This is a genomic window from Paenibacillus sp. JT22N7, from assembly GCF_059383875.1.
The window spans coordinates 225,079-238,375 of record NZ_JBXENY010000004.1; the positions used below are offsets into that span (position 1 = coordinate 225,079).

Genomic DNA, 13,297 nt, shown 5'->3' on the forward strand with positions numbered 1-13,297 from the left:
GAACGCAAAGAAGACCGTATAGCCGCCTGATGAAACAGGCCGGTTATACGGTCTTCTTGTTCATGAATCTATTCAATGATCGGCTCACTAAGCAAAGTGAAGTGGACTGGTTAGGCGCCGATTATACTTCCATGATGATCGGAAGAATCATCGGCTTTCTTTTCGTTTGCTCATATAAGAATCGTCCGAGCGCGTCTTTTACATTAGATTTTAGCGTCGTCCATTGGTTGACATTATCGCTAATTGATTTAGTAATGGTGCGGGATACGATGCGGCCTGCTTCGTCGAGCAGACCTTCCGATTCACGTACATAGACGAAACCGCGCGAAATAATATCCGGACCTGATTTAATCGTTTTGTCCTGCTTGCTGATCGTTACTACGACAACGAGAATGCCGTCCTGCGACAAATGCTTGCGATCGCGCAATACAATATTGCCGACATCGCCAATACCTAGGCCATCGATATACGTATTGCCTGACGAAACTTTGCCCGCTTTGCGTGCTTGGCCATTCGCAATCTCGACCACCTCGCCGTTATCGACAAGGAAAATATTTTCCTTCGCAACGCCTACTGCTTCAGCAAGCTTCTTGTGGTGAAGCTGCATCCTGTATTCGCCGTGAATCGGAATAAAATATTTCGGAGCCATCAGGTGAAGCATCAGCTTCAGCTCTTCTTGGCTGGCATGGCCAGATACGTGCATGCCTGTAGCAGCGCCCTGACCGTAGATCACGTTCGCTCCAAGGCGGAACAGCTCGTCTACAGTACGGCCAATGCTCCGCTCGTTGCCTGGAATCGGCGTTGCGGAAATGATGACCGTATCTCCCTCCAGAATTTCGATCTGGCGGTGATTGGAACGCGCCATGCGCGTAAGCGCCGACATCGGCTCGCCTTGGCTGCCCGTGCACAAAATGACGACCTGATTGTCAGCATAACGGTTCACTTCATTCGTTTCAATAAGCATCCCGTCTGGAATATTCAAATAGCCTAGCTCAGAAGCAATCGTAATCATATTGACCATGCTGCGGCCAATAATCGCCAGCTTGCGGTTCGTTGCGACACCCGCGTCGATAACTTGCTGCAAACGGTATACGTTCGATGCGAACGTCGATACGATAACACGGCGCTCTGCTTTGCGGAAAGCGTCTATGAAGTTCGCTCCGACGTTTCTTTCCGAAGGCGTAAAGCCCGGACGCTCTGCATTTGTACTCTCCGATAGAAGCGCCAGCACGCCCTTGCGGCCAATTTCAGCCATGCGGTGAAGATCAGCATGGTGATCATTAACCGGCGTCTGATCAAACTTGAAGTCGCCTGTGTGTACAACGACACCTTCAGGCGTATCCAGTACAACACCGAGGGAATCTGGAATACTGTGGTTCGTACGGAAAAAGCTTGCAGTTAGCGTCCCGAATTTCAGCTCGGATTCCGCATGAATCAGATGTCTTTCCGTTGCGCCAAGCAGGCCAGCTTCCTTCAGCTTGCCTTCGATCAGTCCCATTGTCAGACGACTTGCGTAGACAGGCAGGCTAAGCTGCTTCAAAATATAAGGTAATCCACCGATGTGGTCTTCATGGCCGTGCGTAATAAGCAGCGCTCTGACCTTGTCCTTGTTCTCGATTAAATAAGAAATGTCCGGCACGATAATATCGATGCCCAGCAGCTCTTCATCGGGAAACTTGGAACCGCAATCAATGACAATAATATCGTTAGCGTATTGTACTGCGTACATATTTTTCCCAATTTCACCTACGCCGCCCAAGGCAAAAATGGATAGTTTGTTTTCTGTTCTGTTATTCAAAATAATCCTCCTATTTTATAAGACTGACGACGATTAATATACATCAAACTAAAAAGATCCGAACCAGTCACTTGTCACCATTATAGCACGAAAATTTAATAAAAAGGAAATAGGCTTATTCGCCTTTTATTCCTTGTTCATTCGACCCAAAATGTAAAGCAAGCCTTTAACAAACATTCCCATAAAAGCCGATGCGGCCACCGTGCATAAATTCAGCCCGTGAATATAAATAACGAGCAAACCTCTGGATGTCACTTCATCGGATAAAGGGAACAATAGCCCCAGCCCATACGTTAAAATGACCGTAACGGGTACCCAAAGCACCGGAATAAATAGCGGAAAATACCAATAGCGACCGCTAAAGCTTCGAACGATGGTTATCGTATAAAGTACGCCAATCAGGACCAGCAAGGTAATTACGCCATTCAAAACCGTCATGCTGTACGCTGTCGCATAATACAAAGTATTGCCGATTAACGAGAAAATTAAGCTAAGAAGTATTACCCTCCGCATAGCAGGGCCGAACGACGAGCGATTTTCCTCAGTCATTACGACTTTACAATATCAGCGATTACGTTAAGAAAAACATCCATTTCCTCATCCGTACCAATACTTACCCGCAAATATTGATCAATGCGAGGCTGCTTGAAATACCGAACGAGTACGCCCTGCTCGCGCAGCTTTTGAAAAAGGTGCTCCGCCGCTTGGTCAGGGTGAGAAATGAATAGAAAATTGGCTGTGGAATCGGTCACGACAAAGCCGAGTTCCCGCAGACGCACAGCCGTCTGATCTCTAGTCTGATTCACTTTGGCCGTAATCTCCTGGAAATAATCATCATCTTCTATAGCGGCAACAGCACCTGCAAGCGCTAAGCGGTCGATTGTATAGGAGTTGAATGAATTTTTCACACGATTAAGGCCGTCGATAAGCTCCTCGCTTCCGATTGCCCAGCCTACCCGCAAGCCGGCAAGCGAACGCGACTTCGATAACGTCTGAATGACGAGCACATTCGGATAATCACAAACTAGCTTAACGGCCGATTCGCCGCCGAAATCAATATAAGCTTCGTCAATGATGACGACTTGGTCGCGGTTATGCTCAAGTATCGAGCGGAACTCGTCAACTGGAACAAGCATCGCTGTCGGAGCATTCGGGTTCGGAATGACAATGCCGCCATTTTCACGCATATTAAATTGCTCCAGCGGCATACGGAACTGCTCATCCAGTTGAATTAAATCCGCCTGCAGCCCGTAAAACTCGGCATACACTTTATAGAAGCTGTATGTAATATCGGCAAACAGCACCGGCTTTGCAGGATCGAAGAATGCTGCGAAAGCAAACGCCAGCACCTCATCGGAGCCATTGCCTACAAAAACCTGGCTCGGGGAAACTTTAAAATAAGCAGCCAGCGACTGCACCAGCGCTCCGCTCGTCGGATCAGGGTATAAGCGCAAATCCTCATTAGCCGCCGCTTGGATCGCCTCGATCACCTTCGGTGAAGGCGGATATGGGTTTTCATTCGTGTTGAGTTTAATGTATTGCTTATCCTTTGGCTGTTCGCCCGGCACATAAGGTACTAGCGATGCCGCAAGTGGGCTCCAGAACTTACTCATGAGTCAAGCTCCCTTCTTTTCGATTAACGGCCCCTGCCGTTTGTCCGCTTTATTCATCCTCATTCAGCATAAAACATTTTGATGCCGAATGCATCCACTAATTTGCGATTATGCCAATGACTAAAAAAGGCAATACAAGAATCATTACAAGTACGATTATAGCTACCGTAATAATTAATGAAACGCCAAGTGCGCGCCAAGCCGAAAACTGATGGGCCTCGCCGACCGCATGCAGCATAATAATGAACACCCATATGCTCAAGACAATTTTGATAATAGCGAACAGCAGGCTAAGAGTCATCAGCACGCCGCCTGGAAGGTCAAGCCCTGAGGCCAGTCCACCCGAATATACAAGCGTATCGGTAAAGCTCCCTCTTCCTAATAGCACAAACTGCGGAATCCAAAGCAGTCCGATTAATACGGAAGGCGCCAAAACGCCACGGGCAAATGCAATGTACATCTGATGCCTGGTGGCAGTGCCGCCGAACCATGAGCCCACCCATTTATACAAAACGCCGGATAAAAATAATCCCCCGATTCCAAGCGGTGCGCCAACTAAAACCGCCAGCAGCAATATCAAGCCCAAATAAATATGATTACCCCACGAATTATCCGCGCCGGTATCCAAAAACTGAAAGATGCCGCTGAATAAAGCAATTACAACAAGCGGCCAGAATGGTCCCGGATGTTTGAGAAAATGCCTAACCGTCTGACGGGGATGAATCCATACGCGAAACCAATATTTCCAATTTCCTTGCTGCATCATTTTTCCCCTTTCGTCCTTTCTCCAACGCGGAGCCCCATAATAACCAAATCGCGCTCCACCCCATCCAGCTCCGCCACTTTCGGCATGTACGCCCATTGCTCAAAGCCGAACTTGCCGAGCAAGCCAAGGCTAGGAGCATTGTGGGCAAAAATAAAGCCGAGCAGCGTCCGAATATGCAGCGCCGGACATGCCTCAAGTGCATGCTTCAGCAGCATGCTTCCCAATCCGCGCGCACGATGCTGCTCCGCTATGTAGATGCTGATTTCGGCTGTCGCCTGATAAGCAGGACGGCCATAAAACGACTGAAAGCTGAACCAAGCCAGCAGCTCTCCGTCCTCTTCCACCACCCAAAGCGGCCGAGTATCCGGCGCATGCTCGTCAAACCAAGCCTGCTTCGCTTCTACCGTTGAAGGCTCCAAATCCGCTGTCACCTGGCGCGACGCAACCGTTGAATTATATATAGCTACAATGCCGGGCAAATCCTCTTGCACAGCATCGCGAATTCGATACGTTTCCTCTGCCATAAACCGCTCTCCTTAGCGTCATAATATCACCAGTTTAACACAATACGCGCAGCACATCGTCGATTTTTCGATGGTGGGACAGCACGCCATAATTCATCCACGACAAAAAATCGACCTCATGCACGCTGCCGTTGCGCACAGCGGGCAGCGACCGCCAGAGAGGCGAATGCAGCAGCTCGATCTGCCTGCCTGCAGTCGGATCAATTGTAATAAACAAATGGTCAGCGTCAAGCAGCGCCAGCTCCTCCATCGTCAGCTCAACGAACCGCAGCCCTTTAGCCAGTTTTTCTACGAGCGAATGCGGGCTCAGTCCTAAATCGCGGTAAAGCACCGGGCCGGTGTAGCCATGGTCAGGACCGCCATATAACTGCACTCTATCGGCTGACAAACGCAAACAGGCGACCGTCTGCCGCTTCACCACCCGCAGCAGCTTCGCCTTTGCGGCTGCTGCTTTATTTTCATAATCAGCAATAACAGGGCTTACTTCCTCAGCCTTCCCGAGCAAATCCGCAATGCTGTGCAGCGTTGTACGCCACTCCTCGCCTTTATAGGAAAGCTGAATGCTCGGAGCAAGGCTGGTGAGCTTGTCCATGCCCCAACGTTCAATGCCCGTATCCATCAAAATAAATTCCGGCGCAAAGCCAGATAATGTCGCTTCGTTATCGGTGACCACATTAAATTCTGGCACATCATCGAGGCCAAGATATTCCTGCCGCCCCCAATGATCGTGGGTGAATTGCATAATGGGCCTAACGCCAAGCGCCAGCAAATAATCCTCGATGAAAGGGGCAAAGACCCGAATATTTTCCCGCTGATGGCGGCGATATTGGCCCGGTGTAAGGCCAACCGACTGCTTGAAGCGGCGGCTAAAATAATATTCATTGCTGTAGCCGACGCTTTGCGCGATGCTGAACAGCCGTTCATCCGTGCTTGCCAGCAGCTTTTTCGCCTGCTCCACACGTACGCCATTCAAATAATGCAGCGGAATTTCGCCTGTCAGCTCCTTGAATAGACGGGAATAGCGCCAGCGCACGATGCCTGCATGGTCAGCAAGCTTGTCTACCGTCAGCTCTTCCCGGAAGTTTTGCCGAATATGGGCAATGGACTGTTCCATCGCTCGCCTTTCGCCGCTTTCTGTGCGCAGAGGCAAGTTTTGCTGCATGATGAACAATAAAAGCTGCTGAAATCGGATCGCATGACGGAAAGCCTCCAGCTCGTCCTCCACGTCCCGCTTATCATGGAGCGCCTGCAGCTCACTCATGCAGTAGGAGAAGGGCTTGCAGGATACCTCGCCCAGACATGGAAAGGAGGCTTCCCCCGGTTCCGCTCCAATTCCATCAAAGGCAATATAGTAGAACGACACCCCCTCTTCTCCGCCCTCAAAACCACCAGCTGCAAACTCCATCCTCGTACCCGGGCCAAAAATAAAACAGGCTCCATGGCCCAGAGCATGCTGCTCTCTATTCACGTACAGCGTTCCCGATCCACCCGTCACTATCATGATGATATGTTCATCAGCGGTGGGCAGCACCTGCTCCTGCCCATTTTTTACGTTCCTATATTGTATCGCAGCCAGCCTATAGAAAATTGCATGGCGCAGCTGCGGCTTATTCCCCTCGTTGCTCACTTCATATCCCCCTTAGGATGTTTTGGCAAACAGCACGCGTTATGCCCGCACATGCCAAAGTAAATGAGAATGATTTTCACAACTAGTATAAATGAAAAAAGAAAGCCCATCAATGCACCGATGGGCCTTCCCTCTTTATTTCTTGAATAGCGCACTTGCTAGAGCGCTGCTTATTTCACGAACATTTTCAAAATATCATCAATTTTCATCGAATTTGCTGTTATCGCACCAGATTGCCAATACGATCTTTCCACTCGGTGTACATGCCCTGCCTTCACTGCGGGAATAGCCTTCCACATACTGCTGTCCAGAAGCTTCAGCGCTTCCTGATTTTCAGGTGAATCCCAAGTTCCGTTGGACAGTAAAATAATAATGTGGTCGGCATCCAGATCCGGCAGGCTTTCCTCTGATAAAACCTGTTGAAATTCTTCCATTTCCTTCGACCATGTATTTGGCGTAAGACCCAACTGGGAGTATAGAGAGCCAATAAAACGGTTGTTCACACCGAACAGCGCGAACGTACTATCATCGACATTCAAACGTATGACCGCTACGGACTCATCGCCAAGCGCTGTATTGAGCTTGTCCTTGGCATCGGCTATTTTCTGCTCGTAAGCATTAATCACCGTTTCTCCCTGTTCCTTCATATTCATTACATCTGCAATGGTGGTCAAAATCGCTTTAGAATCAAACAAAATATTTTCTGGCAGCCGGTAGGTAGGCGCTATTTTAGAAAATAAATCGTATTTGGCCTTGTCTGCCCAGCCGTCCAATATAATCAAGTCCGGCTCCATATCAAGCAGCACTTCAATATCGCCCGTAATATCAAACGTCGGCAAATCCAGCTTCAAATATTCCTGCGTTCCCCAAAGCGGGTGATACCACTGGACAACTGGCGTTACGCCAAGCGCCGTCAAATAGTCCTCCAAATAAAGTGCCGCTACGCGCTTCGGATGCGCCGGAACTGTTACCTCGCCAAACTCGTCCTGGAGCACTCGCGTTTCCGCTTCCTGCTCCGCAGCTGCCGGCTCATCCGCTGCCGCAGGAGATGGGCTAACAGTGGCCGCTGCATCGCTAGCCCCCTTATTAACAGCTGTCTCGCCTTGCGAACCGCAACCCGCGAGCGCTATGATAACGGCTAACGCCACTAACATGAGCGCCGTCATTTTACTTTTAAACCTCTTTTTCCCCCATCGCAACATCTCTGTTCGACTCCCCTCTAAATCAGTGATTATCATTATCAAACAACTTGATCAAGTGTAGCCCATCGCCCGTCCTGCCTACAATGCACATACGCTACAATTTTCTTATACAAACGCTAACCGCTTACCCTATCCGTCCAGATACAGTCCACCTAATCCATTCCCTGCAAAATTTTTGTTAAAAACATGCATTTATGGGTATGCAGCCGCGCTTTCATATGACATATGTCATATAGCTGAACTGACGTTTATGACTTATGGCGCATGACGTTTCTCTTTACAATATAAATATAGCTAGCAGGATGCAGGCACCTTGAACAAAGGACGTACATCCCGTTATTGAAGGAGGAGCTTCATTATGGATCAGAAAGCCAAGCAAGCGAGCTTGAAAAAGAGCCTTGCCCCTTACGAAAAAGTGAATATGAAAACCAGCATACAACAATTAATCAATACTTTACTCCCACTCGGCTTTTTCTGGTACGCGGCGTATGCCGTCATGCCGATCTCCTATTTGCTCACGATCGTTTTTTCCTTAATTACTGCAGGCTTTGTCATTCGGACCTTTATTATTTGCCATGATTGCTGCCACGGTTCTTTCTTTAAGAGCAAACGGGCAAATGCTATCGTCGGCACGATTACAGGGATCATTACTCTCGTCCCTTTCCAACAGTGGAAATACAGCCACTCCATCCATCATGCAACGAGCAGCAATCTCGACAAGCGTGGTATTGGCGACATTTGGATTATGACCGTAGATGAATATATTGCAGCAACGCCTTTGCGCCGCCTTTTCTATCGGATTTACCGCCATCCGGTCGTCATGTTTGGCCTTGGCCCGATTGCCGTGTTTCTGATCCAATACCGTTTCAACCGTAAAGGCGCTAGACGTCAGGAACGCCTCAACACGTATTTGATCAATGCTTCAATTGTTGCTTTATATGCAGGTCTTAGCTGGCTTCTGGGCTGGCAGGCATTTGTCATGGTACAGCTGCCCGTTATGTTTCTCTCTGGACTGTTCGGCATTTGGCTGTTCTACGTCCAGCATCAGTTCGAGGATACGTATTTTGAAAATGAAGATGAGTGGAGCTACGTGAAAGCAGCCGTCGAAGGCAGCTCCTATTACAAGCTTCCCCGTCCATTGCAATGGATTACCGGCAACATTGGCTTCCATCATGTGCATCACCTGAGCCCGAAAGTGCCTAACTATTATTTGGAGGATGCGCACAACTCCTCCGTTCCCCTTCAGCAGGCAACGACAATTACTCTTAAAACAAGCTTGACTGCCTTGCGTTTTCGCCTGTGGGACGAAGAGAATAAAATGTTCGTCAGCTTTAAAGGCTTGAAGCACCGTCTGCGCAAGCCGCGTGCGGCAAGCACCAAGCTCGATACTCGGCGCGTAGGCTAGCAGGTACGAAGATACAAGCACGAAAGAGGCTGCGCGGAACCAAATGCGCGAGCCTCTTTTATGTTAAAATAGCTTCAAAGCAGCTCTCATTGCTGCAACAGCGATTTAAAAAGGCGGGACGCATATGCAAAAATGGCATCATATTTTTCATAAAAATACGGGAATCAGCCCTTACGTATGGGTTGTTTTCTACATCCTGCCCTTCTACTTTATATTCCGCAACTCATCGCCCTACCAAGCGACGTCCGGCATTGTGATGATCGTTTTATTTTTCATCTGTTATATGCTTTCCTTCGTATCCAAGGGCTGGCAGGTTTATTTCTGGACCAGCATCCAAATTATTATTTCCATTGCGATGACGCTCATGTTCGGTTATGTGTATTTCTCGATTTTTCTCGCTTATTTTATCGGCAATATCCAGAACCGCATCGGCTTCTTTACGCTGTATTCCATTCATATCGTCACGACCTTCCTGAGCATCAACTTTGGGCTGGCTGTGCAAAATCCGGTCTTTCTCGCCCAGTTCCCCTTCGTGCTCATTAGCTTGATCGGCGTTATTCTGCTTCCGGTCAATACGTACAACCGCAACAAGCGGGACAAGCTCGAAGGGGAGCTTGAGCATGCCAACAAGCGGATTTCAGAGCTCGTCAAGCTGGAGGAGCGGCAGCGGATCGCCCGCGACCTGCATGATACGATTGGACAGAAGCTGTCGCTTATAGGGCTGAAAAGCGATCTAGCGGGCAAGCTGATGCAGAAAAACCCCGCCAAGGCGCAGGAGGAAATCGATGATGTGCGCCAAACGGCGCGCACCGCGCTCAAGGAAGTGCGGGAGCTTGTCACCGAAATGCGTGGAACACGGCTTGAGGATGAGCTTTTTCGGGTAAAGCAAATTTTGAAGGCTGCCGATATTCAGCTTCTTGTAGAAGGCGATCCGGCGCATACCGACACTTCACTGCTTGCCGAAAATGTCGTCAGCATGTGCCTCAAGGAAGCTGTTACTAATATCGTCAAGCACAGCTCCGCCACCAAGTGCCTGGTCGAGATTGAACCGACCCGCACAGAGCTCATTGTCCGCGTTCAGGATAATGGCACGGGCATTGCTACAGGCGGCAAGGAGTCGCGCAGCTATTACCGGGGAAATGGCCTTAGGGGCATGAAGGAAAGACTGGAGTTTATTAATGGCAGCCTGGACATTATTTGCGGAGACGGCACGATGCTCGTCATTAAAGCGCCCAATGTCGTCCAGAAGCCGGAAAAGGAGCCCACGCTATGATCAGAATTGTTATCGCCGAAGACCAGCGGATGCTGCTGGGGGCACTTGCTTCCCTGCTTGATCTGGAGGATGATATGACCGTGGTTGGCAAAGCTGGCAACGGTGAAGAAGCGATCACGCTCGTCCAGCTTCACAAGCCGGACATTTGCATTATGGACATTGAAATGCCGGTCAAGAGCGGGCTGGAGGCAGCGGAAGAAATGCGCCAGTTAGGCTGTAAGGTCATCATTTTGACCACCTTCGCCAGAAGCGGCTATTTCGACCGTGCGCTCAAGGCCGGCGTGTGCGGCTATTTGCTCAAGGACAGCCCTAGCGAGGAGCTGGCGAGCTCCATACGCAGCGTCATGACAGGCCGCCGCATTTATGCGCCCGAGCTGGTGGACGACGCCTACGGGCAGGAAAACCCGCTCACCGAACGGGAGAAGGAAGTTCTCGGCCTCATCGCCGACGGCAAAAATACGAAGGAAATCGCCGACCAGCTTTATTTGACCAATGGCACCGTGCGCAATTATATTTCGGTCATTTTGGATAAGCTGGGCGTGAGCAATCGAATTGAGGCGATTACCCGTTTTAAGGAGAAGGGCTGGTTTAAATAAAAAAGCATGTTCTTTCCCGCAGCAGCGGTACGGAACATACTTTTCAAGGGTTCGCCGAGCTTATCTTGCCGTTTGGCCTCTTTTATTTTTAAAAAGCTGGCACAACCGCCACGCCGTATTTGTCCTGAATGAACTTTTTCACCTCGGGCGACACGAGCACCGCATCCAGCTTCTTAATTTCTTCGCGGTTCTCATCCCCGCTGCGGACGACGATAATGTTGGCGTAAGGCGATTCTGCATCCTCGCGGAACAGCGCATTGTTCGGATCAATGCCCGCCTCCAAAACCAGGTTCGTGTTGATAATGGCGCCATCTACGTCAGGCAATACCCTTGGCAAAGTTGCAGAATCCACTTCCTCAAACTTGAGATTTTTAGGATTGTCTACGATGTCCTTCGGCGTTGCCTCGTACGTATTTTCCAAGCCTTCCTTCAGCTTGATCAGCCCTTGCTGCTCGAGCAGCACCAGCGCCCTGTATTCATTCGATGGGTTGTTCGGAATCGCAATCGTTGCGCCATCCGCAATGTCATCCTTCGCTTTCAGCTTCTCGGAATAAAAGCCAATCGGCTCGACATGCACCTTCGCGGTTACCGCAAAATCATACCCCTTCTCCCCTTTAATCGAGTCCAGATACGGAACGTGCTGGAAGTAGTTCGCATCGATCTGCTTCTCAAACAGCGCCGGATTGAGCTGGCCTTCATCATCGAGCACAACGACTTCCAAATTAACGCCCTGCTCCTTCAGCAACGGCTTTACAAACTCCAATATCTCAGCATGCGGCACTGGCGCAGCACCTACTTTAAGCGTAACTGCCTCTTGCGGGGCAGCCGAAGCAGAAGCTTCCGGCGACTGGGTTTGCTCGGCAGGGCTTGCAGCTGCGCTCGCTTCCGGCGAGCTTGCCGGGGCATTATTTGCTGCGGTGCCGCAGCCTGAGATGATAAGGCTGAACATCAGAATAAGGGCGGATATAAAGGTCCATTTCGTTGTTTTCATGGTTATACTCCTGCTTTCTCTATTTAGGTTTGAGGGCCGCTATAGCTACCCTAGATGACGCTTTTTCAAAATCGCTTTAGCTACGCTATCGCCTGACAGCTGAATCGCCTGCACTAACAAAATAATGACGATAACAGTCGCAATTAAAATATCTTCGCGGAACCGCTGATAGCCGAAGCGGATCGCCAGACTGCCAAGTCCCCCTGCGCCAATCGCTCCTGCTACCGCTGTAAATTCCGTAATCGCAATGACAGCGATGGTCATCCCCCGAACAAGCGCCGGAAGCGCTTCGGGAATCAGCACGCGGAATATAATGGTTAGCGGCGTCGCTCCCATCGCTTTGGCCGCTTCTATTTTGCCCGCGCTCACCTCCTTTAAGGAGTTTTCAATAATGCGGCCTAGAAACGGCGAGGCCCCAATCGATAAAGCGACGATGGCTGCTGTCGGGCCAAGCGAGGTGCCTACAATTAGCCGGGACAACGGCAGCAGCAGCACGATTAAAATAATAAAGGGCAGCGAGCGCACGCCATTAATCGCCGTCCCAATGATTTTATTGATGATCGGCGCCTCCAAAATGCCGCCCTTCTCGCTGACGACTAGCGTAATGCCTAGCAAAATGCCAATGATTAAAGCAAATACCGAAGACCAAGCAACCATATACAGCGTCTTCAGCAGTCCCTCCCATAGCAGCTCGAACAGATCATCTCTCATATTCCTGCTCCCAGCCCCTCCATGATCGACCGTTTGTCACGATAATAATCGATGATGCTGACGAAACGCCGGGCGGTGTAGCTGACGGGGTTCATAAACAGCTTGTCGACCGTCCCTGTCTCGACGATAGAGCCATGCTCGATGACCGCCATATGGCGGCAAATATGCTGAAGCACATCCAGCTCGTGTGTAATTAAGACGATAGTCAGCTTCAGCTTGCGGTTAATATCCTGGAGCAGCTCCAGAATGGAGTAGGTCGTCTGCGGATCAAGCGCCGAGGTCGCCTCATCGCTGAGCAGCACATCCGGCTCATTCACAAGCGCCCGGGCAATGCCCACCCGCTGCTTCTGGCCGCCGCTGAGCTGGGACGGATACATATGCTCCTTGTCGGTCAGCCCGACCAGCTCCAGCATCTCCCGCACGCGCTCCCGAATGAACGGCTTTGGATAACCGGCCACTTGAAGCGGAAACGCGACATTTTGAAACACATTTTGTGAATCCAGCAAATTAAACTGTTGAAAAATCATTCCAATCTTCCGCCTAGCCAGCCGCAGCTCCTTGCCAGACAGATCCGTCAGCACCTTGCCGCCAATTTCGATCGAGCCCGAATCAGGCTCCTCGAGCCGGTTCAGACAGCGGATCAATGATGATTTGCCTGCCCCGCTAAAGCCGATAATGCCGAATATATCCCCCTTATCAATCGTCAGATTAATGTCATTCAAGGCGGTAATCGTGCTGCTTCCGCTTGTATAGGTTTTGTGCAAATCCTTTATGACGATCATGCGGAAAAA

General features: G+C 50.0%; 13 protein-coding genes. 3 read left to right on the forward strand and 10 right to left on the reverse strand.

Features of this window, described 5'->3' with window-relative positions; translation table 11 throughout:
- Nucleotides 1-121: 121 nt before the first annotated feature.
- From AC50Y5_RS12555 to AC50Y5_RS12585, 7 genes are all read right to left on the reverse strand, one after another.
- The gene (locus AC50Y5_RS12555) at nt 122-1,798 is read right to left on the reverse strand and encodes a ribonuclease J (RefSeq protein WP_046231290.1); all 1,677 of its coding nucleotides are present in this window, start codon (nt 1,796-1,798) and stop codon (nt 122-124) included.
- A 126-nt stretch (nt 1,799-1,924) separates the two neighbouring features.
- Complete coding sequence (locus AC50Y5_RS12560; protein WP_494860997.1) at nt 1,925-2,236, reverse strand: hypothetical protein; 312 nt, start codon at nt 2,234-2,236, stop codon at nt 1,925-1,927.
- A gap of 110 nt (nt 2,237-2,346) precedes the next feature.
- Complete coding sequence (hisC, locus tag AC50Y5_RS12565; RefSeq protein ID WP_494860999.1) at nt 2,347-3,411, reverse strand: histidinol-phosphate transaminase; 1,065 nt, start codon at nt 3,409-3,411, stop codon at nt 2,347-2,349.
- A 97-nt stretch (nt 3,412-3,508) separates the two neighbouring features.
- The gene (locus AC50Y5_RS12570) at nt 3,509-4,177 is read right to left on the reverse strand and encodes a YIP1 family protein (protein WP_162241903.1); all 669 of its coding nucleotides are present in this window, start codon (nt 4,175-4,177) and stop codon (nt 3,509-3,511) included.
- Nucleotides 4,174-4,701 carry a GNAT family N-acetyltransferase gene (locus tag AC50Y5_RS12575; protein WP_494861001.1) on the reverse strand — a complete coding sequence of 176 codons (528 nt, stop codon included), beginning with the start codon at nt 4,699-4,701 and terminating at the stop codon, nt 4,174-4,176. The genes AC50Y5_RS12570 and AC50Y5_RS12575 overlap by 4 nt, the downstream gene beginning before the upstream one ends.
- A 34-nt stretch (nt 4,702-4,735) precedes the next feature.
- Nucleotides 4,736-6,328, reverse strand: coding sequence for a helix-turn-helix domain-containing protein (locus AC50Y5_RS12580; RefSeq protein WP_494861003.1), 1,593 nt, complete (start codon nt 6,326-6,328; stop codon nt 4,736-4,738).
- 170 nt (nt 6,329-6,498) lie between these two features.
- A complete protein-coding gene (locus AC50Y5_RS12585; protein ID WP_494861007.1) occupies nt 6,499-7,494 on the reverse strand; it encodes an ABC transporter substrate-binding protein in 996 nt (331 codons plus the stop codon).
- A gap of 394 nt (nt 7,495-7,888) precedes the next feature.
- Between AC50Y5_RS12585 and desA the strand changes: the two genes are divergently transcribed.
- The 3 genes from desA (at nt 7,889) to AC50Y5_RS12600 (ending at nt 10,804) form a co-directional block, all read left to right on the forward strand.
- Nucleotides 7,889-8,935: a Delta(5) desaturase DesA gene (desA, locus tag AC50Y5_RS12590; protein ID WP_494861010.1), complete on the forward strand. Its 1,047-nt coding sequence runs from the start codon at nt 7,889-7,891 to the stop codon at nt 8,933-8,935.
- Between the two features lie 124 nt (nt 8,936-9,059).
- Nucleotides 9,060-10,208, forward strand: coding sequence for a sensor histidine kinase (locus AC50Y5_RS12595; RefSeq protein WP_056036684.1), 1,149 nt, complete (start codon nt 9,060-9,062; stop codon nt 10,206-10,208).
- Nucleotides 10,205-10,804 (forward strand): response regulator transcription factor, encoded by a 600-nt coding sequence (locus AC50Y5_RS12600; protein ID WP_056036682.1) that lies wholly within the window; start codon nt 10,205-10,207, stop codon nt 10,802-10,804. Before AC50Y5_RS12595 ends, AC50Y5_RS12600 begins: the two co-directional genes overlap by 4 nt.
- Before the next feature lie 88 nt (nt 10,805-10,892).
- On the opposite strand, the gene AC50Y5_RS12605 is transcribed toward AC50Y5_RS12600, so the two are convergent.
- From AC50Y5_RS12605 to AC50Y5_RS12615, 3 genes are read right to left on the reverse strand one after another with little or no spacing between them, the layout of a single operon-like run.
- The gene (locus AC50Y5_RS12605; protein ID WP_494861012.1) at nt 10,893-11,795 is read right to left on the reverse strand and encodes a MetQ/NlpA family ABC transporter substrate-binding protein; all 903 of its coding nucleotides are present in this window, start codon (nt 11,793-11,795) and stop codon (nt 10,893-10,895) included.
- Between the two features lie 45 nt (nt 11,796-11,840).
- A complete protein-coding gene (locus AC50Y5_RS12610) occupies nt 11,841-12,506 on the reverse strand; it encodes a methionine ABC transporter permease (protein WP_494861014.1) in 666 nt (221 codons plus the stop codon).
- Nucleotides 12,503-13,288, reverse strand: a complete 786-nt coding sequence (locus AC50Y5_RS12615) for a methionine ABC transporter ATP-binding protein (RefSeq protein WP_056036678.1) — start codon at nt 13,286-13,288, stop codon at nt 12,503-12,505. Before AC50Y5_RS12615 ends, AC50Y5_RS12610 begins: the two co-directional genes overlap by 4 nt.
- Nucleotides 13,289-13,297 lie beyond the last annotated feature (9 nt).